This is a genomic window from Duganella sp. CY15W (assembly GCF_009857555.1).
Lineage (GTDB): Bacteria > Pseudomonadota > Gammaproteobacteria > Burkholderiales > Burkholderiaceae_D > Rugamonas > Rugamonas sacchari.
In genome coordinates, this window is record NZ_WWCQ01000002.1 from 19,467 (window position 1) to 39,695 (window position 20,229).

A 20,229-nucleotide genomic window follows, 5' to 3' on the forward strand; every position below is an offset into this window, starting at 1 on the left:
TTCTGGTCCTTGGCCTGGTAGCTCAGTTGGTAGAGCAGAGGATTGAAAATCCTTGTGTCGGTGGTTCGATTCCGCCCCGGGCCACCAAGAATACAGAAAACGCCACCTTCGGGTGGCGTTTTTGTTTTCTGGCGTTATACTCCGGCCATGATGAACATGGTCGCCACCTTCGCGCGCCGCAACGGCCTGCGCTTCAACCGCAATCTCGCCTGGCTTTCCTAAGGCTCGGCGGGGCTGGTCGTCTGTGTCGCCTCTCCGAGCCACCTTCCGTTTCCCGCATCTTGAAAACGAAAAACAGGAGAGTATCCATGCAGCCCAACATCACCATCTCATCGCTCGACGCCGAGCGGATCGAAGCCCTGATCCACGCCACCAGGCCGGAGACCGCCACCAGCCGCGGCCTGCTCGCCGAACTGACACGCGCCGACATCCTTGAACCGGAGGAAATGCCGCACGACGTCGTGACGATGAATTCCACCGTCCGCTTTGAAATCACCGGCACAGATGAAGTACGCACGCTGACGCTGGCCTATCCCAAGGACATGGCCCAACAGCCAGACAGCATCTCCATCCTCACCCCGATCGGCGCCGCCCTGCTGGGCCTGTCCGTCGGCGACACCATCGACTGGCCGCGTCCAGACGGCCAGCTGGTGAAAGTGCGTCTGCTGGACATCCTGTACCAGCCAGAGCGCGCCGGCGAGTACTTCCGCTGAGACGGGCGCTACCGGCCGCACGGAACAGGCGGTTTTAGGTATATTGGCAGCCATTTACTTTTGCCAATATGCCAACCATGAAATCTGTCCTCACCGCAGCGCTGCTGTTCCCCCTCCTGGCCAGTGCCAACGACGGCATCGGCGCTGTCAGCGCTGGTGGCATTGTGTTCGGCAAGACCGACGCCATCGCCATGAAAAAGGAAGTCCTCAATGTCAGCTACACGCTGATTAGTGTGGACTATGAATTCGTCAACGAATCTGCGGCGGAGGTGGAAGAAACCATCATCTTCCCGCTGCCCGCCTACCCTGCCTCCAACCTGCCGAGCGAGTCCTATTACGGCCAGCCCGGCGGCTTCTCCATCAAGGTGGACGGCAAGCCCGTGAGCTTCCGCACCGTGGTGCAGGCCTCGCTCAATGGCAAGGATGTCACTGCCCAGCTCAAAAAAGCCGGGCTCAGCGACGCGCAGATTGCCTACACCCCCGCCTTTGGCGAGCAACGCAAGGTGGCCAAACTCACTGCACAGCAGCGCCAGCAGCTCATACAGCTCCACCTGATCGGTGAGGGGCCGACTGCGGAAATCGAACCCATCTGGGATATTCAGGTCAACTACGTATGGCAGCAGAAGTTCCCTGCCAACAAAGTCGTGCGCGTGCACCACGAATACAAACCATTCATCAGCGGCGGCCCCGGCGACTGGGTCATGGATAAGGACACTGAAAAACGCTTTTGCACCGACGCGGCGTTTCTCGCCAGCTGGAAAAAACTCGCCACGCACGATCCTTATTCCGATGTCCTGCCCTCCTCCAAGGTGGCCTACATCCTCAAGACCGGCAATACCTGGAAAAACGGCATCGAAGATTTCACGCTCAACGTCATCAAGAACGATCCCAAGGAACTGGTGAGCCTGTGCTTCCCCGGCAGCTTCAAGAAAATCGACGCCAGGACCTACCAGGTCAAACTCCGCAATTTCCGGCCGACAAACGATCTGGACGTTTATTTCGGCAATATCACGCCGGGCGAGACCGTCAGCGAGGGCGAGATGCCGCTGGTGAAGTAGTTCTGCCGCCGCCCCGTTCTCCTGAATGGGGATTTTTTCTTGACGCTTATCGAATTTCGACCTATATTTAACCACAAAGTTAATTAACTTATCGGTGAAATTCGATGCAAGACCATCTCAGCCAAACCTTTTCCGCACTTGCCGACCCAACCCGGCGTGCCATGCTGGCGCGGCTGTCGACAGGCGAAGCCAACGTCTCCGATCTGGCCCAGCCATTTCTGGACGACATGAGCCTGCCGGCCATCACCAAGCACCTGCAAGTGCTGGAAAAGGCTGGCCTCATCACCAAAACCCGCAAGGCGCAATGGCGCTCCTGCAAGCTCAACGGCGACGGTCTCAAAGACGCGGCCAACTGGATGGAGCAATACCGTGTGTTCTGGGAAGAGAGCTTTGATCGCCTGGATGCCTACCTGAAAACCGTCACTGCAAAAAAACCACCTCAAGGAGATGAAAATGTCTGAGTTCAGCGCCCCGAATGAAATCCGCATCGTCCGCATGTACGACGCCCCGCTACAGGCAGTGTGGGATGCCTGGACCGACCCGGCCCAGGTGGCGCTGTGGTGGGGGCCGCGCGGCTTCACGATCACCACGCACAGCAAAGACCTGCGCGTCGGCGGCCACTGGACCTACACCATGCACGGCCCGGACGGTACCGACTATCCGAACAGCACGCTGTACCACGAAGTGGAACCGCTGCGTAAGCTGGTCTACGACCACGGCGGCAATGCCGACCGCCCGCCCCTGTTCCGCGTCACCGTGCTGTTCGACGAAGTGGATGGCAAAACCCGCATGGACATGACCATGGCCCTGGCCGACGCCGAAACCGCAGCGCAAACCCGCACCTTCATCAGGCACGCCAACGGCGAATCGACCTGGGACCGTCTGGCCGAATACCTGGGCAAGCGCCTGGAAGACGAGGAAAAGTTCGTCATCAACCGCAGCTTCGAGGCGCCACAGGACGTGGTGTTTGATATGTGGACCACGCCGGAGCACCTGGCGCGCTGGCTGCCGCCCGCAGGCATGGAGATGCGCTTCCTGCGCGCCGACATCCGTCCCGGCGGCGGTTCGTTTTACTGCATGAGCAATCCCATGATCACCATGTACGGCCGCGCGCAATACGAGGAAATCCAGCGCCCCAAGCTGCTGGTCTACACGCAGCAGTTCTGCGACGAGCACGAAAACATCTCGCGTCACCCGATGGCGCCAACCTGGCCGGAGACCATGCGGACCAAGGTGGAGTTCAACGCCGAAGGCCCGAACCGTACGCGCGTCACTGTGACCTGGGATGTCGCCGGCAAGGCGACCGCCGAAGAACTGGCCGTCTTCCTTGAACACCGCAGCAGCATGACGCAAGGCTGGAGCGGCTCCTTCGACAAACTGGAAGCGGTGCTGGCAGCTTAAGTAATCCAGGCCAGCGCCACCACCAGCGTCGCCGCCGACAACAGTGTTTGCAGCGTGATGATGCCCGCCATGAGGTGGGCATCGCCGCCCATCTGGCGCGCCAGCACGTAGGAAGTTGGCGCCGTCGGCAGCGCGAAGAACAAGATCAGGATCGCGCTTTCCAGCTTCGGCAAATCCAGCAGCTGCGCGCACACTGCAGCGACCAGCGGCGCGGCCACCAGCCGCGCCAGCGAATTCGCCGTCAACGCGCCGAGCTCTCCGCGCAGCTCGCGCAGATTCAGCGCAGCGCCCACATTCAGCAAACCAAGCGGCAAGCTGGTATTGGCCAGCAGGGCTAGCAGTTTGTCCGATCCCCACTTCAGCTCAAGGCCGCCCAGGTTGGACGCCGCCCCTGCCAGACAGGCCAGGATCAGGGGGTTGCGCGCAATCGGCAACAGCAGCGCCTTGAGGCTGGCGCCGCGCCCTGCAGTAAAAGCCAGCACCGACAGCACGTTCACCGTCGGCACATACACCGCCATGATGACGGCGGCCAGCACCAGTCCCGCCTTGCCAAACAGACTGCCGACCACCGCCAGCCCCAGATAGGTATTGAAGCGTAAGACACCCTGCGCCAGCACGCCGAAGCGGGCAGCCGGCCAGCGCCACAGCCGCCACGCGATCACCAGTCCAATACTGCACGCGCCAAGGCCCAGCAGCACCGCGCCCAGCACGCGCGGCAAGGCCGGGTTATCCAGCGGCGCATTGGCCAGGCTGGAAAACAGCAGCGCCGGGAACAGGATGAAGTAGTTGATTTTTTCAGCGCCGGGCCAGAAGCCGTCGCCGGGAAAGGAACGCTGTTTCATCACATAGCCAGCGATGATGAGCAAAAACACCGGCCATAGCGTGGTCAATAAAGAAGTCATGTATCGTTTTTTTGATCTGGCGCAAAGATTGAGAGAGGTTGAGGCTATAAAGTCTCCAGCTTTTTGTCCCCATGCGTCAAGCTCCCGAACTCCTCCTACCCGCCGGCTCGCTCGATAAAATGCACGCCGCCTTCGACTTTGGCGCCGACGCCGTCTACGCCGGCCAGCCGCGCTACAGCCTGCGCGTCCGCAATAACGACTTCTCCACCCTGCAGGCGCTGCAAGAAGGCATCGACGGCGCGCATGCACGTGGCAAGCAGTTTTTCGTCGCCAGTAATATCTTCGCCCACAACGCCAAGCTCAAAACCTATTTGCGCGACATGGCGCCGGTCGTCGCCATGAAGCCGGATGCGCTCATCATGGCCGATCCAGGCCTCATCATGATGGTGCGCGACAAATGGCCGGACGTGCCGGTCCACCTGTCAGTGCAGGCCAACGCCGTCAACTGGGCGGACGTCAAATTCTGGCACCGCATGGGCCTTACCCGCGTGATCCTGTCACGCGAGCTGTCGCTGGATGAAATCGAAGAGATCCGCCAGCAATGTCCAGAAATGGAACTGGAAGTGTTTGTGCACGGCGCCCTGTGTATCGCCTATTCCGGCCGCTGCCTGCTGTCCGGCTACTTCAATCACCGCGATCCCAACCAGGGCACGTGCACCAACTCCTGCCGGTGGGACTACAAGGTGCAGAACGCCGAGGAAGACGCCAGCGGCGATTTCAACGTGATCCCGCTGCAGTTCCACAAAGCGCTGGCGGAGGCCGAACAGCGTCCGTTCTCGTCGCTGCACCAGCAGCCGCGCCATCCGCTGGCTGACCAGGCTTACCTGATCGAGGAAGCCGAACGTCCCGGCCAGCTCATGCCCATCATGGAGGATGAACACGGCACCTACATCATGAACTCCAAGGACCTGCGCGCGGTGGAGCATATCGAGCGCCTGGTGAAGATCGGTGTCGACTCGCTCAAGATCGAAGGCCGCACCAAGTCGCTGTACTATGCGGCGCGCACGGCGCAGGTGTATCGCCAGGCGATCGACGACGCTGTCGCAGGCCGGCCGTTCAATATCGACCTGCTGGGCCAACTGCAAGGCCTCGCAAATCGCGGCTATACCGATGGTTTCTACCAGCGCCACCACACACAGGCGCACCAGAACTATATGCGCGGCGCATCGGAGGCCAACCGCAGCCAGTACATCGGCGATGTGCTGGGCGTGGAAAACGGCTGGGCGCGCGTGCAGGTGAAGAACCGCTTTGCCGTGGGAGACCGCCTGGAAGTCATCCACCCGCAAGGCAACCGCGATATCACGCTGACCCGCATGCGGTCCGACCAGGGTGCGGAAATTCAGGTGGCGCCGGGCAGCGGCCATATCGTCCGCATCGCACTGGATCCGTCGCTGGACCGCGCCCTGCTGGCCCGCTACCTGTAATCCCCGTTGCGCCCGCAGCGGCGCTGTGACAAGATGACCGGTCACGCCACGTTACCGATCAGGAGCCGCCTTGTCCAAACTGCCGCTGCTTGCCGTGCTGTTCGCCGCCGCTTCCGCCATGGCGGCCGAGCGCCACATTGCCTTCTGGCCCAACGCTGTGCCGGAAGCCATCCACGCCAACGTTGACGGCCAGGCCGCGCTGGAAACCGTACGCACACTGGGCCGCTTCCACCGTGTGCACGGCTCGCCCGGCTATGCGGCAGCGGCCAAATGGATGCAGGAGCAGGCGCGCAACGCCGGCATGCGCGACGCGGCGGTCGAACACTTCCCCGCCGACGGCAGTACGCAGTATGCCCACTTCCGCAGCTATGGCGGCTGGAATCCACAGGACGCGCAGCTGGACGAAGTATCGCCCCAGCCACGCCCCATCGCCCGTTTCCCGCAACTGCCGGTGGCACTGGCGGACTACAGCCAGAATGCCGACGTCCAGGCGCAACTGCTCAGCGTCGGCGCCGGCACCACGCCGCAGGACTACGAAGGCAAGGACATCAAAGGCAAGCTGGTACTGGCCAGCGGGCCGCTGCCGCTGGTGCACAGGCTGGCGGTGGAAGAGCGCGGCGCAGCAGGCATCCTGTCTGACTTCCCCAACCAGACCAGCGCATGGTCGGGCGACGACACGGACCTGGTACGCTGGGGCCATCTTTCGCCATACCAGACGCAGAACCGGTTTGCCTTCATGCTCTCGAAGCGGCAGGCCAATGACTACCGCAAGCGCCTCAGCGCTGGCGAAGCAATCACCCTGCACGCACAGGTTCGCGCCAGCATGGCGCCCGCCAGTCTGGATGTGGTCACCGCCACCATTCCCGGCACCGAGCCAGACACCGGCGAAGTGATACTGACGGCCCACCTGTGCCACCAGTCGGCCGGCGCCAACGACAATGCATCGGGCAGCGCCGCGATTCTGCAAGTGGCGCGCGCACTGAACCAGGCGATTCAATCCGGCGCGATTGCCCGTCCCCGCCTGAGCATACGCTTTTTGTGGACACCGGAAATCGCTGGCTCGCAAGCCTGGCTGGCGCGCCATCCCGAACTGAAAAACCGCATCGTCGGCGGCATCCACATGGATATGGTGGGCGCCCTGCTGGGCAGCACCCACAGCACCTTCCACCTGTCGCGCACTGCACAAACGCTGCCGCATGTGCTGAACGATATCGGCCAGGCCTTCTTCGATGAAGTCAGCACCGCCTCGGCGCAGTATGCGGAGCGTGGCGGCGACAGCTACGCCGGCTTCGTCACGCCAGGCGCCTCGCGCGACCTGTTCCTGGGCGACGTACGCAATGTGGAGCTGGGCAGCGACCATGAAGTGTTCCAGGCGTGGGGCGTTCCCATGCTGTACTTCCACGACTGGCCAGACGTCACCATCCACACCAACAAGGACCAGCCGGAAAATCTGGATGCGACCAAACTGGGACGCGTGACCTATCTGGGCGCCGGCATTGCCTACACGCTGGCGGCCCTGCCGGAAGCCGAAGCACCACGGCTACTGGCCATCTCCCGTTATCAAGGCGAGCAGCAACTGGCGCAAGCACGCCTGCGCGCGGCGCTAAGCGAAGATCACCGCGATGGCGCACTGGCTGTGCGCGAAACGCTGGCCATGAACACCAGCAGCCTGCAAACCCTGGCCCAGCGCTGGCCATCCACCGCGGCTGCCACGCGCACGCTGACGGAGCAGATCAAGGCGCAGCAGACATCCGTACCCGCCGCGCAGCAGCGAGACCCGCGCATTCCGCAACCATCGGCCGCCATCCGCGGACCGTTGAGCGTCTACTACTACGACCACGTGGAGGAGATGGAAAAGGCACGCGGCTTGAAGAGTCCTCCGATGCCGGAATTCAAAGGCCACGGCGATTTGATCCTGTACGAAACCATGAATCTGGCCGACGGCCGCCGCTCGGTAAGCGACATCCGCGACATCATCAGCGGCCGCTACATGGCTGTGCCGCAAGCAGATATTGCAGCCTATTTCGAGCGCCTCGCGGCAGCCGGCATCATCCACTGGAAGTGATATGAAGCGCTACGTAGCACCGCTGCTCGCCATCTCCTGCGCCGCCAGCGCCGCGCCGCAATCGGATGCCGAACAGCTCATGACCATGATTAATGCCTACCGTGCTGCGCCAGGTATCTGCGAGGGCCAGCGCGCGCAGCCGCTGCCTGCACTCGCGCCGCAACCGCAGCTGTCCACTATCCGCATCGCTCCCGCAACGATACTTGCGGCAGCGCTGGAGCGGGCCGGCTACAACAGCGTGCAAGCGGACGCCATTACGGTCACCGGGCCGCGCACGCCGCAGGACGCCATGCAAACCATATTGTGGCAGCACTGCGGCACGCTGCTGAAGAGCGGTTACACGGAAATCGGCAGCTCACGCAATGGCAATGAATGGACCGTGGTACTCGCACAAGCTGCACCACCGCGTCCTGCGGGCATGCCACCGCCCACCACGCCGGGCGTTTCCATATTGATGGAGGATTGGCGGGAAGCCGGGCAAATCCTGCTCGATGGTGTGAATGCAGCGCGCGCCACGGCACGCAATTGCGGCGAACAGTCTTATCCACCGGCGCCTCCGGTACGATGGAACCAGCAACTGGGAGAGACTGCGCTAGCGCACAGCAACGATATGGCGACGCAGCAGTATTTCAGTCACGCCGCCAAAGATGGCAGCGTGGTTGGCGACCGCGCCAGACGCGCAGGCTATGCATGGTCGCGCATCGGCGAGAACATCGCGGCGGGCCAGCACTCACCGCAGGAGACGCTGGACAGCTGGCTCACCAGCCCGGGCCACTGCGCCAACATCATGACCCCGGAATTCACCGAGATGGGCGCGGCCTACAGCAGGTCGCCGGGACCGAACGCCGGCATCATCTACTGGACACAGGTGTTCGGCAAGCCGCGCTAGGTTTTACCACATCAGATCATCAGGGATCTTGTAGGCTGCGTACGGATCGTCTTCCTCGACCTCCGTGCTGGCCTGCTTCACGCGCACCACGATGTCCGGATTGCGCTCGGCGATTTTGTCGGCAATCACGCGCGGCACCAGCTCGTAGCTGCCATTCTCGCCGATGATGACCAGGCGGCCGGCCACCAGATGCTCGCGCACCGCGGCAGTCACATAGATACGCTCGATCTTGGTGCCAAAGGTGAAGTTGTAGGCGATATCGCCGTTGTTACCCTTGCTCTGCTTATTCTGCTGCACCATCTGCGTGATCTGCGCGGCGATGGCCTTCTGCTGGGCGGCGGCATCGCGCTGGGCGTTGGCCTGGCGCGCTTTCTCGGCGTTGGCGCGTTGCTGCTCCTGCGCCGCCAGACGCACTTCATCCACGGTTTCCACGCCGCTGCGGCGTTCATCCTTCTGCTGCTTGCTCTTGGTCTGATTGACGACTTTGACCTTCTTTTTATCGACCAAGCCGGCTTTGAGTAACTGATCCGCCAGTCCCATGATGCTCACTCCTTATAAACGAAGGCGATAGCATACCATTGTTGCTACTGCTCCCAGCCACCGCCCAGCGCCAGAAACAGCGCGACCTGGCCGGAAGCCAGCGCCGCATCGGACGCGGCCCACGCGGCATCCGTGGCGGCCAGCGTGCGGTCGGCATCGAGCACCGTCAGGAAGTCCGTGCGTCCATACTGATAGAGACGGTGCGATTGTTCGGACGCCAGCGCGCTCTGGTCGCGCGCCGTCTTAAGCGCTGCATTGCGGTCCAGCTCACGCGCGTAGACCGTCATCGCGCTTTCCACTTCCTTCAAGGCGTTAAGCACCGTGCCGTCAAAGCGCGCCAGCGCACCATCCGTACCGGCTTCCGCCTGCCTGATGCGGCTACGCGCGGAACCGGTGTCCGGCAACGTCCACGAAATCAGCGGACCAAGGCTCCAGCGAAAGGCATTGCCGGCGCCGAAATGGTCCAGCAGGCCCGTGCTGCCCACCGATGCACCCAGGCTGATGCTCGGGTACAGGTCGGCCGTGGCGACGCCAATGCGCGCGGTGGCGCCAGCCAGGTTGCGCTCGGCCTGGCGGATGTCGGGACGGCGGCGCAGCAGTGCGGCGCCATCGCCAACCGGAATCTGCGTGGTCAGCCGAGGTGCGACCTTGCAGGTCAGCAGATGCATGTCCATCTCTTGCGGCGTCAGGCCCGTGAGCGCCGCCAGGCGATAGTGCGCGGTACGATGCTGCGCCTGCAGCGGCGGCAAGGCGGCCTGCAACTGCGCCAGCTGGCTGCGGGCACGCGCGCCATCGATGTCGGTGCCACGGCCGGCATGCGTGCGCTGCTCCGTCAGCGCGACGAATTTCTGCTGCAGATCCACCGCCTGCTGTGCCACAGCGATCTGGCGCACCGCCGAGCAGGCATCGGCATAGGCGCGCGCAGTATCGGCGGCCACGGTCACGCGCACCAGGTCCACGCCCGCCTGTGCAGCCTGGGTGTCGGCATTGGCTGCCTCCACGGCGCGGGCGATCTTGCCGAACATGTCGGCCTGGTAGGAGACGCTGACGCCCGCGTCGTAAGTCCATTTGTCCGGCAGCGCCGTTGGCGAACCTTTGACTACGCCGGAAGAACGGCCGACACCCGGCGCCGCGCTCACGCTGACCACCGGTTTCTCGCCCTCCTCCACTTCCTGCAGCACGGCACGCGTGCGCGCCAGGTTGGCCGAGGCCACGCGCAGGTCGGTATTGGCCACCAGCGCTTTCTGAATCAGCTGGTCAAGTACGGGATCGTCATACAGACGCCACCAGTGTGCAGGCAGTGGCTCCGGCTTGAACGACGCTTCTTGCGTGCCGATGAAAGCCGCGCCAGCCTGCGGACGCTGGGCTACCGCCTGTTCCGGCACCTTGTAATTCGGGCCGACCGTGCTGCAAGCCGCCAGGACAGCGAGCAGCGTCAGGCCACCGAGTATTTTCAGGGAGTTCATCGCATCCTCCGCATCACGAGTGTTTGGTCTGCACATCAACCGTCACGGTCTGCCCGGCCACCAGGCGGGCGCCATGAGGCAGCGCATCCAGCTTGATACGCACCGGGATGCGCTGCGCCAGACGTACCCAGTTGAAGGTCGGATTCACGCTGGACAGCAGATTCGCCGAGGTGCTGCGGTCACGGTCCGCCACGCCACCGGACAGGCTTTCCACATGGCCGCTCAGGCGCAGCGATGCGCCCATCGGCAGCACCGCCACCGCATCGCCGACGCGGATGGCCGGCAGCTTGGTTTCTTCAAAATAGCCTTCCACGTAATAGGAATCGCTGTCGATCAGCGCCATCACCGCGCGTCCTGTGCTGACGTAGGAGCCGGCCCGCAGATCCAGATTCGAAATCGTGCCATTCACCGGCGACACCACACGGGTACGATCCAGATTCAGCCTGGCCACATCGCGATTCACCACCGCTTGCGCCAGCGCGGCGCGCAGCTGGTCCACGCGCGACGAACCCTGCTCGCGCGTTTCAGTCGATACCAGATCACGCAGATCGGTATTGCGGCGCGCTTCCTTCTGCGCCTGCTCCAGCGTGGCGCGCTGCGCCTGCACTGCGGCTTCGGCCTGGCGCAGCGCCAGCTCAAAGCGCGCGCGGTCGACTTCAAACAACACCTGCCCGGCTTTCACCTGCTGGTTATCATGCACCAGCACCGCAGTCACCTGGCCGGTGACGTCTGGCGCTATCTGCACCACATCCGCCTTCACGCGGCCATCGCGCGTCCAGGGTTCCACCTCATAGTGCTGCCACAGGCGCCACGCCATCACACCTGCGACAGCCACTGCCGCCATGGTCACAATAAACCGGCCAGTGGCCAGTAAAGGAGTTTTGAGGTTCATGTTTAGCCCCGATTCATCAACAATGTAGAGAAGCTGCCCAGGAAAATAAAGAACAGCGCAAATTCAAACAGCGCGGGATGCCACACCAGGCGGTAGAAGCCAACCCGCATCAGCAGCCGGCCCAGTACGCGCGTGCAGATCAGCGCGAGTATGGACAGCAGCAGCAAGGTAGGTACGTATAGTCCGTACAGACTCAATTCAGCAATCACGATGCAGTCTCCGGTTGATAGGCGGCGGCACGCGGGAACAGGTCGCGCCGCATGCTTGCCAGCGCGGCTGCAGCCTGCGTGCGTGCTTCACCGGCCGTAGCCGGCGACACCGCACACACTGCACGCAAGGTGCTGTCCAGACCATCGAGCAGCGCAGCGGGCGCCTGCCCATGAGCATGGCCGCCACTGCCAAAATAAGCGCCCAGCTTTTGCAGCAACGGCCGCAATGCCACGCCGGCCTGCTCCAGCGCCTGCTGCAAGCCGCACAGCTGCGCGACATGCAGACCAACGCGCAGTTCACGCAGGCCATCCATCGCAGTGGCGCGCGCCTCCGGCGTCGGGTGGGCAATCGCCAGGCGCGGCATCAGCAGCCCAATCCGGTCCACCATGCGCGCCGAGATATGCAGCAGCGGCGGTGGCGACGCGGCCTGCGCCATCTGCGCCACTTCACGGCGAGCCTTGCGCAGCATGCGATTGGCCATCCAGTCGCCACCCACCGTGCGGATCAAGCTGGTGATGACTGCGGCGACGATAAAGCCGGACAGCTGCGCCGTCATACTGTTCAGGAAACCAGGAATATCCAGCGTCCCCGTGTCCTGCAACGACAAGGTGCCCGCCACGCCGATCAGGAAAGCCAGCGAGGCCCCCGCCGTGGCCGGACGCGGCATGAACACGCCACCGATCAGGAACACTGGCGCGATCACCAGCACCAGCATTTCGTAGCTGTGCACCGCAGGCAGCACGAACAGGATGTAGAACGCCGCCACCGGCATCGATATCACGGTCCACTTGAGGAACATGCGTATCGCCGGCACCGGGTTGTCCTGCGTCGCGAAGAAACAGCACAACACCCCGGCCATCATTGGCGCTGCCGCACCGGATGGCCAGGCGGTCAAAATCCAGAACGCGCAGCACAGCAAAATCGCCACCACGGCAGCCAGCGCCGACCGGAAAGCCATGCCATGGTCGCGGTGCAGAATGGCCGGCGTCAGGTGCGGCGTGTAGCTGGCGACACCACCCTGCATCACGGTGCTCACATTGCTGCGCAATTCCAGACCGTCCTCGCAGGCCTCAATCAGGGTGTCCAGACGCTGCGCCAGATTCAGACGCAGGATCTCGCTCCAGCTGGCATGGGCTGCCAGCGCAGGCTTCAGCTGCACCAGCCGTGCACGCAGTTGCGCGGCACGCGCCGGATCGGCTTCGCGGCCCGCCTCTACCCAGGCGGCGATATCGTCCAGCAGCTGGGTCCATGGTTGCAGGCTGCCGGGATCGACTTCACGCAGCGTATTCAAACGGTCTTCTACCGCCAGCAGCAGCGGCACCATCACCGTCAGGCGGTCATGCAGGCCATGCACCATGCCGGCAGTCCAGCGCAGCTGCGACGTGTCGAACGGCAGGTGGGTCGACATCACACGCAGCTCGCTGATTTCACCCGCCAGCGCCAGACGGGTATGCGCGGCCTGCGCCTGATCGTCGCCAGGCTTGAGTACATTCGCCATCCAGCGCTGCGCGTCGGCGAGCGCGCGGTCCAGGCGCCCCAGCAGCACCGGCCCCACGCCTTGCGGGAATACCAGCGAGTGCACCACCGTGGCAGACAGGATGCCAATGGTGATTTCCTCCACACGCGCCAGACCCGTGTCAAAAATAGCCGACGGATCCGCCACCGCGGGGAAACCGATCAGGCCTGCCGTATAACCGGCCAGCATGAAGATATAAGAACGCGGCGTGCGGTCCAGCAGCGAGATATACAGGCACAAGCCCACCCAGCAGGCCAGCGCCAGCGACAACAGCTCCGGCGCATTGGCCATGCGCGGCACCATGATGATGGTGGCGATACTGCCAATCAGCGTACCGCACACGCGGAACAGCGCTTTCGACCGCACCGCGCCGGACAACGGGCTGGCGACGATGTACGCCGTCATCATGGCCCAGAAGGGGCGCGGCAAACCAGCGGCCAGCGACACATACAGCGCCAGCATGGAAGCCATGAAGCATTTGAGCGAGAACAGCATCTCGCTCATCTTGGGCGCATTCATGGCGCACTGCGCTCGGCCAGCACCTGGTCAAGCTTGATGAGCACCCGCACCGCCGCTTCCACATCGGCTTGCGGCATGTCCTTGAACAGCTCACGGCGGAATGGAATCAGCGCCTTCTCCAGCCGCGCTGCCATCTGCGTGCCTTCCGGCGTCAACGCCAGTATCCTGGCGCGGCGGTCGCTCGCGTCATCCTGGCGCAGCACCAGGCCGGCCGCCACCAGCTGGTCAATGATACGCACCAGCGACGGCGGTTCGATGCCGACCGCGTCCGCCACCTGGCTGGGACGTACACGGTCGCCCAGGCGCGAGATCATCAGCAGCGGCCATGCGCTGGCGTGCGACAGTTCGAAATCCGCCGTCAAGGCGTCGGCCGCACCCTTGTAAGAACGTGCCACATGGATCAGCGTGTGGGTCAGGGACATCAGGGTTTTGTCGTAGCTGCTCATCTCTGGCTCGATTAAATATACTTAGGATGCTAAATATTAGCATCAAACGAAAATCCTTGCTGGGCGCCGCCCCAAAACGCCGGCATTGCCAAAAATTTAATGCTGCGATATTGTGGCCGGTATCGTTTCCATACCGTGAGCCCTCCACCATGCTGCGTGTCAGTCTCTTACTCGCTTTTGCGTCCGCCGCCTATGCCGCGCATGCCGCGCCCATCCCCGCCGAGCAGTTTTTCAAGCGGCCAGCGATTACCGGCGCAGTCATGTCACCCGACGGCAAATGGGTGGCCGTGCGCAAGCTGTCACCGGCGGGCCGCAGCATGCTCACCATCGTTGATCCCGAAACGCGCACCGGCAAGCCGATTGCCAGCTTCACCAACGCCGACGTCGATCTGTTCTACTGGGTCAGCGACAAGCGCCTGTTCTTCACCGTGACCAACGTCGATCGTGAAGGCGACGCCGGCAAGCCCGGACTGTATGCGGTGGATGTCGATGGCAAGAACAGCATCCGCCTGTCCGAGACGCTGGTGCGCCGCCCCTCCTTTGCCGAGAACGATCTGCCCAGCCAGACCTACCTGCGCGAGATCACGCTGCATGGCTTCCCGCGCTTCAAAAACGAAGACCTGCTGGTCATCGAATCCAGCCCGGAAGGCATGGAACTCAAACGCCTGGACACCCACAACGGCAGGCTGTATGACATGCGCGCACCGCACGGCGCGTTTGGCTGGCTGTTCGACGCCAACGGCGACGCGCGCGTCATCTCGGCCCAGCGCGACAACCAGATCCTGATCTACCTGCGCGACAAGGACGAATGGCGTCTGCTGAACAGCTTCGACAAAAACGCGCCCGATGGCTACGAACCGCTGCTGTATGTGGACAATGCGCTGTATGTGCGCTCCCGCAACGGCAGCAACGAAACCGGCATCTACCGCTACGACGTCGGCGAAAAGCTGACCAATCCCAAGCTGCTGATATCCGCACCGGGTTTCGACGTCTCCGGCTACTTCGATGTCAGCGACACCAAGATGCGCGGCTTCCGCTTTTATACCGATGCGGAAATCACCGTCTGGTTCGATGCGCAGATCAAGGCGATCCAGCAGGAAGTCGACCAGCTCCTGCCAGGCATGGTCAACATCGTCTCGCGCGGCGCCCGCAGCGAAACGCCCTACGTCATCATCGATACGCACTCCGATGTGCAGGGCCATGGCTACCTGCTGTACAACACCGTCACCAAAAAACAGATCCTGCTGGGCGAGGCGACACCGGACATCGATCCGGCGCAGATGTCGCACATGACCATGGTGCGCTACAAGGCGCGCGACGGCATGCAGATCCCGATGTTCGTCACGGCGCCGGGGCTGCCCAACAAGAAAAATTTGCCGACCGTGGTGCTGGTCGCCGCCAATCCACGGCACCGCAATGGCCTGTGGCAGTGGAATCCGGAAGTGCAGTTCCTGGCCTCGCGCGGCTACACGGTACTGCAGCCCGATGTACGCGGCAGCACCGGCTACGGCCTGCAGCACAGCGCGGCCGGCGATGGCCAGTGGGGCCGGGCCATGCAGAACGATCTTGCCGATGCGGTCAAATGGGCGGCGGCGGAAGGCTATACCGATCCGGCGCGCGTCTGCATCGCCGGCAGCAACCTCGGTGGCGAGGCCGCGCTGATCGGACTGATACAGGATCCGACGGTGTACAAATGCGGTATCAGCTGGTCCGGCGTGGCGCGTCTGCTGCCGCAGGATACGGCGCGCCTCAAACAGCCAGTGCTGCTCGCCTACGGCAAGGACGATGTGGAAGTCCCGTACGCGCAGGGACGAAAATTATATGAAGCCATCAGCGCCGTGAATCCTGGCGCCGAGTGGCTGAGCTACGAAACCACCAGCGAAGACCGGCGGACGCAGAAGAACCGCATCGACCTGTGGCAGCGTATTGATGCGTTTCTGGCTAAAAATATCGGCCCGCAGCAAGCGGGCCGATAATCTGGTCAAGCTTATTTGCGCTTGGCAGCGCTGGCATCGCGTGCAGCGCGGAACTCGGCATCCTTGGACCAGTTAGGCCAGTCCTTGGAATCCGCCAGGTCACGGCCCAGCGAGTACAGCATGCCCAGGTCATGCGCCATGCCGGTGAATGGCCAGTTGGCGCTCCACTCGTCGGAAGGCTGGTGGTAGTTATTGGTCACATAGGCTTCTTCGATTTTGTTGCCTGCCTCCAGGCCGCCATCGACCATGTCATCACCCGAGCCATACGAAATCGCCGGCACACCTTTTTTCGCGAACGGGAAATGGTCCGAGCGGAAGAAGTGGCCTGCTTCCGGTTTCGGGTCCGGGGCATACACCAGGTTCCACTGCTTGGCCTTGGCGACCAGCTGGTCCAGCAGATCCAGCTTGGCGCTGCCGGAAATGGTGAAGTTGTGGGTCGGGCCATACGGGCTCAGGGCATCCATATTGATGACGCCAACAGTAGTCGCCAGCGGATACACAGGATTCGACGCGTAGTATTCGGAACCCAGCAAGCCTTTCTCTTCCGCCGTCACGGCCAGGAATACTACGCTGCGTGCCGGTGCGGGGGCTTTGCCATAAGCACGCGCCAGTTCCAGCAGCGCGGCGATGCCGGTGCCATTGTCGACCGCGCCGTTGTAGATCTTGTCGCCCTTGGCATCCGGCAGGCCAACGCCCAGGTGGTCCCAGTGGCCGCTGTAGATCACGGTTTCATCCGGCTTCTTGGCGCCAGCCAGGCGTGCCACCACGTTCTTCGAAGTGATGACTTGCGCATCCACCGCGTAGTTCGCCGACAGCGTGATGCCTTTCAACTCAACCGGTTTGAACTCGCGGGTTTGCGCCTGCTTTTTGAGCGCTTCGAAATCCAGGCCGGAGCGCTTGAACAGGTCCACGGCCAGGTCGCGCTGTATCCAGGCTTCCATCGGAGCGTGCGAGTCGGATGGCTTCTTGCGCACGATGTCATACATGACGTTGGTGTTCGAGTTCTTCACCGTGTTCCAGCCATACGATGCCGGTGCGGTTTCGTGCACGATGATGGTGCCGAGCGCGCCGCGGCGTGCCATCTCTTCATACTTGTAAGTCCAGCGGCCGTAATAGGTCATGGCCTTGCCGCCGAAGTCGCCCGTGCCGGTTTCGAAATCCGGGTCATTAATCAGCACCACGGCCAGCTTGCCCTTGAGGTCCTGGCCTTTGAAATCGTCCCACTTGCGCTCCGGCGCGGTGACGCCATAGCCGACAAACACCAGCGGCGCATTCTTGAAGTCGACCAGCCGGGAACCGTTCATGGCGGCGCGCACGGCCAGGTCGTCACCCTGCTTCAGCTCTTGCGTAGCCTTGCCATCGTTCAGCGTCAGCTTGACCGGGCCTTTGATTTCAAAGCGGCCCAGCGGCACGTCCTGGGTCCAGGCGCGTTTGCCCTTGACCAGGTCACCGCCCGGCTGCATGCCGGCCGCTTTGAACTGCTCGATCAGATAGGCGACGGTCTTGGTTTCGCCGGCGGTATTCGGGCCACGGCCTTCAAATTCATCCGACGACAGCACCTTCACATCCTGCGACAGACGTTTTGCGTCAAACTCAGGACCACTCGCCGCGTGTGCGGCGACAGCCGAAAACGCCGCGATAAGCGACATTACAAGCATGGTTTTCTTCAAGCTAGCCTCCTTGGTTACATCATAAAAAACGGTCAGCGTATGCCGACCATGCCGCGGACGGACGCGTTCAACCGGGCCGGGTCATAGCCGTAGCCGTCTTTGAACACGATCTCCACGTTTTCGATATCGGCGATACGCCGGGTTGGATCGCCCTTGAGCACCACCAGGTCGGCGTGCTTGCCGGGGGCGATCGAGCCTATGCTGTCTTGGCGTCCCATGTAGCGGGCGCCGTTGAGCGTCGCGATGCGGATGGCTTCCAGCGGCGTAAAGCCGGCTTCCACCAGCAGCTGTACGCCGCGCTGGTCGCCAAAGCCGGGCAAGGTGCCGCCATTGCCGGTCGGGTCCGGGCCGGCGAGGAGCAGGCCGCCCGCGCGCACAAAGGCCAGTTCAAACGCCATCTCTTTTTTCAGCAGCGCTTCCTGGCGCGCGGCGTAGCCGGGCGTGGTGGAGGCCAGCGCACGCGCTTCCAGATGGCTGCGCAGCGATTCGGGCGACATCAGCGCCATCTGCTGGCGCGACAACAGCGGACGCGTCGGCACAAACGCTTCAAATACCGGCAGCGTGGAAGTGATGGCGACGTTGTGCGCGACCAGATCGGCAATCAGCGCCTGCACTTCCGGGCTGCCGATCTCGCGCTGTTCCCACGACGCGGCCACCGCGCTGCTGGCCGGGCATTCATCGGCCGCGCGGCCGGCGACAAACTCGGAATCGGTGAACACCGGTCCGTGTTCCAGGTTGTCGATGCCCAGCGCTGCAGCCTGGCGATAATCGACCGCGCACAAATGGCCGGTGACTTTCAGCCCATGCTTGTGCGCCTGATCGACCGCCGCAGCCAGCACCGGCTGCGAAATCTTCACATACGCCTTGAACGAGGTCACGCCCTCGCCGGCCCAGAAATCCACCGTCTTGCGCGCGTGTTCGGTTTCGGTCAGCACCGCCATCTGCGGGAAGAAAGTGTCCTTGCCCTCCAGGTAGGGGCCAGTGACGTCGAGATGCGGACCCGGGATCTTGAATGCGTCGATCTGGCGGCGGATATTCAAATCCGTGTACGGTTCCACGCTGCCCGTGGTACGCATGGTGGTCACGCCAGCAGCCAGATACAGGCGCGGCGCGCTGAACGCAATCTCGGTCACAAACATGCCGGGCGGCGGCGTCCTGCCCTCGTCATCGCGGTTGATGGACGCCGTGTACATCAGGTGATTGTGCATGCCCACCAGGCCGGGAATCACGCTGCGGCCAGTCAGGTCGATCACCTGCGCGCCTTTCGGCGGCGCCGTACGCGCATCGGTAATCGCGTCAATGCGGCCGTCGCGCAGCAGCACAGTGCGGTCTTCCTGAGCAGGGGCGCCGGTGCCATCGATGACACGCACATGCGTGAGGGCGATCAGCGGCTGGTCGTACTGGAGGAATTTGCGGACTTCCGCCGACGGCGCCTGCGCCAGCACACTGCCGCTGATGAACCAGGCCATGCAGGCCAGCGTGATCTGATGTCGCATCCATCCCCCGTATCGTGACCAGGCATACTGCCACGAATCAATGATGACGACAATGTCATAAATAATTACCAACTTCGCAAGTATTTCCTGTAGGATACTGATTTTCTTGCAAGGAGTATTCATGCGCCGCTTTATTGCCGCCCTGCTCTGTCTGAGCCTGACCGCCGCCCTGCCGGCCGTCGCCGTCGCTGCCGACGAAGCCCCTAAAATGACTGCCCAGCAGTTCCTCGCCACGCTGACCTTCCGCGAAGGCAAAATCAAGCTGCCAGGCGATATCGCCACGCTCGACCTGCCGGCCAACTTCCGCTACCTCGACCCGGCCGATGCCGGCAAGCTGCTGACCGAGGGCTGGGGCAATCCGCCGGGCGCCAAGACGCTGGGCATGATCCTGCCGGCCGACGTCAATCCGCTGAGCGCCGCCGGCTGGGGCGTGATCGTCACCTATGACAAGGACGGCCACGTCAAGGACGACGACGCCGACAAGATCAACTACACCGACCTGCTCAAAGAAATCCAGGAAGCCATGGTCGAGAACAACAAGACCCGCAAGGAACAGGGTTATGCGCCGATGACGCTGGTGGGCTGGGCCGAGCAGCCCAGCTACGACAAGGGACAGCACAAGCTGTACTGGGCCAAGGAGCTGCATACCGACGGCGACAAGGACAATGGCTTGAACTACAACATCCGCGTACTGGGCCGCGAGGGCGTGCTGGTGCTGAACGCCGTCTCCGGCATGGAACAGATTGCGCAGATCAAGACTGAAATGAAGAAGGTCACCGGCTTCACCGAATTCACGCCGGGCAACCGCTACACCGACTTTAACGCCAGCACCGACAAGGTGGCGGAATATGGCCTTGCTGCGCTGGTGGCCGGCGGCGTTGCGGCCAAGCTGGGCTTCTTCGGCAAGATCTTTGCCGTGCTGCTGGCCCTGAAAAAATTCATCCTGATTGGCGTCGCAGCTGCCGGCAGCTGGCTCTACAAACTGTTTGGCCGCAAGCGCGAAGAAAAGGCCGCAGCGGTCGACCTGAGCAAGCCGGAATAAAGCC

Annotated in this window: 18 protein-coding genes and 1 tRNA gene; 10 read left to right on the top strand and 9 right to left on the bottom strand. The window is 62.8% G+C overall.

Annotated features, from left to right (window positions below):
- The first annotated feature begins 11 nt into the window (after positions 1–11).
- The 5 genes from GTP58_RS09675 to GTP58_RS09695 all read left to right on the top strand — a co-directional run bounded on the left by GTP58_RS09675 (position 12) and on the right by GTP58_RS09695 (position 3,172).
- A tRNA-Phe gene (locus GTP58_RS09675) sits at positions 12–87 on the top strand.
- Between the two features lie 221 nt (positions 88–308).
- Positions 309–713, top strand: a complete 405-nt coding sequence (rnk, locus tag GTP58_RS09680; protein ID WP_161077359.1) for a nucleoside diphosphate kinase regulator — start codon at positions 309–311, stop codon at positions 711–713.
- A 77-nt stretch (positions 714–790) separates the two neighbouring features.
- Positions 791–1,771: a DUF4424 family protein gene (locus GTP58_RS09685; protein WP_161077360.1), complete on the top strand. Its 981-nt coding sequence runs from the start codon at positions 791–793 to the stop codon at positions 1,769–1,771.
- A 104-nt stretch (positions 1,772–1,875) separates the two neighbouring features.
- Positions 1,876–2,232 (top strand): helix-turn-helix transcriptional regulator, encoded by a 357-nt coding sequence (locus tag GTP58_RS09690; RefSeq protein ID WP_072787047.1) that lies wholly within the window; start codon positions 1,876–1,878, stop codon positions 2,230–2,232.
- Entirely contained in the window at positions 2,225–3,172 is a 948-nt protein-coding gene (locus GTP58_RS09695; RefSeq protein WP_161077361.1) for an SRPBCC family protein, read from the top strand. The genes GTP58_RS09690 and GTP58_RS09695 overlap by 8 nt, the downstream gene beginning before the upstream one ends.
- Here the strand turns inward: GTP58_RS09695 and GTP58_RS09700 are convergent.
- Positions 3,169–4,074, bottom strand: a complete 906-nt coding sequence (locus GTP58_RS09700; protein WP_161077362.1) for an AEC family transporter — start codon at positions 4,072–4,074, stop codon at positions 3,169–3,171. The two genes, GTP58_RS09695 and GTP58_RS09700, sit on opposite strands and share 4 nt — an antisense overlap.
- A gap of 71 nt (positions 4,075–4,145) precedes the next feature.
- On the opposite strand from GTP58_RS09700, the gene yegQ reads away from it, so the two are divergent.
- From yegQ to GTP58_RS09715, 3 genes are all read left to right on the top strand, one after another.
- Positions 4,146–5,498, top strand: a complete 1,353-nt coding sequence (yegQ, locus tag GTP58_RS09705) for a tRNA 5-hydroxyuridine modification protein YegQ (protein ID WP_161077363.1) — start codon at positions 4,146–4,148, stop codon at positions 5,496–5,498.
- 70 nt (positions 5,499–5,568) lie between these two features.
- On the top strand, positions 5,569–7,563 hold the full coding sequence (locus GTP58_RS09710; RefSeq protein WP_161077364.1) for a DUF4910 domain-containing protein: 1,995 nt from the start codon (positions 5,569–5,571) through the stop codon (positions 7,561–7,563).
- 1 nt (position 7,564) lies between these two features.
- Positions 7,565–8,452: a CAP domain-containing protein gene (locus GTP58_RS09715; RefSeq protein ID WP_161077365.1), complete on the top strand. Its 888-nt coding sequence runs from the start codon at positions 7,565–7,567 to the stop codon at positions 8,450–8,452.
- A gap of 3 nt (positions 8,453–8,455) precedes the next feature.
- Here GTP58_RS09715 and GTP58_RS09720 read toward each other — a convergent pair whose 3' ends face one another.
- The 6 genes from GTP58_RS09720 to GTP58_RS09745 are packed head-to-tail and all read right to left on the bottom strand — an operon-like array spanning position 8,456 to position 14,041.
- Positions 8,456–8,992, bottom strand: a complete 537-nt coding sequence (locus GTP58_RS09720) for a DUF2058 domain-containing protein (RefSeq protein ID WP_202413615.1) — start codon at positions 8,990–8,992, stop codon at positions 8,456–8,458.
- Positions 8,993–9,036: 44 nt separating this feature from the next.
- The gene (locus tag GTP58_RS09725) at positions 9,037–10,458 is read right to left on the bottom strand and encodes an efflux transporter outer membrane subunit (RefSeq protein WP_161077366.1); all 1,422 of its coding nucleotides are present in this window, start codon (positions 10,456–10,458) and stop codon (positions 9,037–9,039) included.
- Positions 10,459–10,471: 13 nt separating this feature from the next.
- Complete coding sequence (locus tag GTP58_RS09730; RefSeq protein ID WP_161077367.1) at positions 10,472–11,350, bottom strand: HlyD family secretion protein; 879 nt, start codon at positions 11,348–11,350, stop codon at positions 10,472–10,474.
- A 2-nt stretch (positions 11,351–11,352) separates the two neighbouring features.
- On the bottom strand, positions 11,353–11,559 hold the full coding sequence (locus GTP58_RS09735; protein ID WP_072787038.1) for a DUF1656 domain-containing protein: 207 nt from the start codon (positions 11,557–11,559) through the stop codon (positions 11,353–11,355).
- Entirely contained in the window at positions 11,556–13,595 is a 2,040-nt protein-coding gene (locus tag GTP58_RS09740; protein WP_161077368.1) for an FUSC family protein, read from the bottom strand. Before GTP58_RS09740 ends, GTP58_RS09735 begins: the two co-directional genes overlap by 4 nt.
- A complete protein-coding gene (locus tag GTP58_RS09745) occupies positions 13,592–14,041 on the bottom strand; it encodes a MarR family winged helix-turn-helix transcriptional regulator (RefSeq protein ID WP_161077369.1) in 450 nt (149 codons plus the stop codon). Before GTP58_RS09745 ends, GTP58_RS09740 begins: the two co-directional genes overlap by 4 nt.
- Before the next feature lie 149 nt (positions 14,042–14,190).
- Between GTP58_RS09745 and GTP58_RS09750 the strand changes: the two genes are divergently transcribed.
- The gene (locus GTP58_RS09750) at positions 14,191–16,017 is read left to right on the top strand and encodes a prolyl oligopeptidase family serine peptidase (RefSeq protein ID WP_161077370.1); all 1,827 of its coding nucleotides are present in this window, start codon (positions 14,191–14,193) and stop codon (positions 16,015–16,017) included.
- A gap of 11 nt (positions 16,018–16,028) precedes the next feature.
- Here the strand turns inward: GTP58_RS09750 and GTP58_RS09755 are convergent, their stop codons facing one another.
- On the bottom strand, positions 16,029–17,666 hold the full coding sequence (locus GTP58_RS09755) for a M28 family metallopeptidase (protein ID WP_373924740.1): 1,638 nt from the start codon (positions 17,664–17,666) through the stop codon (positions 16,029–16,031).
- A gap of 53 nt (positions 17,667–17,719) precedes the next feature.
- Positions 17,720–19,183 (bottom strand): amidohydrolase family protein, encoded by a 1,464-nt coding sequence (locus tag GTP58_RS09760; RefSeq protein ID WP_161077371.1) that lies wholly within the window; start codon positions 19,181–19,183, stop codon positions 17,720–17,722.
- Between the two features lie 121 nt (positions 19,184–19,304).
- On the opposite strand from GTP58_RS09760, the gene GTP58_RS09765 reads away from it, so the two are divergent.
- Positions 19,305–20,225, top strand: a complete 921-nt coding sequence (locus tag GTP58_RS09765) for a DUF2167 domain-containing protein (RefSeq protein ID WP_161077372.1) — start codon at positions 19,305–19,307, stop codon at positions 20,223–20,225.
- The last annotated feature ends 4 nt before the right edge of the window (positions 20,226–20,229 follow it).

What these genes read in the sequence shown, in the direction of transcription:
- rnk (WP_161077359.1), top strand. Translation starts at nt 309, where the DNA reads ATGCAGCCCAACATCACCATCTCATCGCTCGACGCCGAGCGGATCGAA.
- GTP58_RS09685 (WP_161077360.1), top strand. Translation starts at nt 791, where the DNA reads ATGAAATCTGTCCTCACCGCAGCGCTGCTGTTCCCCCTCCTGGCCAGT.
- GTP58_RS09690 (WP_072787047.1), top strand. Translation starts at nt 1,876, where the DNA reads ATGCAAGACCATCTCAGCCAAACCTTTTCCGCACTTGCCGACCCAACC.
- GTP58_RS09695 (WP_161077361.1), top strand. Translation starts at nt 2,225, where the DNA reads ATGTCTGAGTTCAGCGCCCCGAATGAAATCCGCATCGTCCGCATGTAC.
- GTP58_RS09700 (WP_161077362.1), bottom strand. Translation starts at nt 4,074, where the DNA reads ATGACTTCTTTATTGACCACGCTATGGCCGGTGTTTTTGCTCATCATC.
- yegQ (WP_161077363.1), top strand. Translation starts at nt 4,146, where the DNA reads ATGCGTCAAGCTCCCGAACTCCTCCTACCCGCCGGCTCGCTCGATAAA.
- GTP58_RS09715 (WP_161077365.1), top strand. Translation starts at nt 7,565, where the DNA reads ATGAAGCGCTACGTAGCACCGCTGCTCGCCATCTCCTGCGCCGCCAGC.
- GTP58_RS09720 (WP_202413615.1), bottom strand. Translation starts at nt 8,992, where the DNA reads ATGGGACTGGCGGATCAGTTACTCAAAGCCGGCTTGGTCGATAAAAAG.
- GTP58_RS09725 (WP_161077366.1), bottom strand. Translation starts at nt 10,458, where the DNA reads ATGAACTCCCTGAAAATACTCGGTGGCCTGACGCTGCTCGCTGTCCTG.
- GTP58_RS09730 (WP_161077367.1), bottom strand. Translation starts at nt 11,350, where the DNA reads ATGAACCTCAAAACTCCTTTACTGGCCACTGGCCGGTTTATTGTGACC.
- GTP58_RS09740 (WP_161077368.1), bottom strand. Translation starts at nt 13,595, where the DNA reads ATGAATGCGCCCAAGATGAGCGAGATGCTGTTCTCGCTCAAATGCTTC.
- GTP58_RS09745 (WP_161077369.1), bottom strand. Translation starts at nt 14,041, where the DNA reads ATGAGCAGCTACGACAAAACCCTGATGTCCCTGACCCACACGCTGATC.
- GTP58_RS09750 (WP_161077370.1), top strand. Translation starts at nt 14,191, where the DNA reads ATGCTGCGTGTCAGTCTCTTACTCGCTTTTGCGTCCGCCGCCTATGCC.
- GTP58_RS09755 (WP_373924740.1), bottom strand. Translation starts at nt 17,666, where the DNA reads ATGTCGCTTATCGCGGCGTTTTCGGCTGTCGCCGCACACGCGGCGAGT.
- GTP58_RS09760 (WP_161077371.1), bottom strand. Translation starts at nt 19,183, where the DNA reads ATGCGACATCAGATCACGCTGGCCTGCATGGCCTGGTTCATCAGCGGC.
- GTP58_RS09765 (WP_161077372.1), top strand. Translation starts at nt 19,305, where the DNA reads ATGCGCCGCTTTATTGCCGCCCTGCTCTGTCTGAGCCTGACCGCCGCC.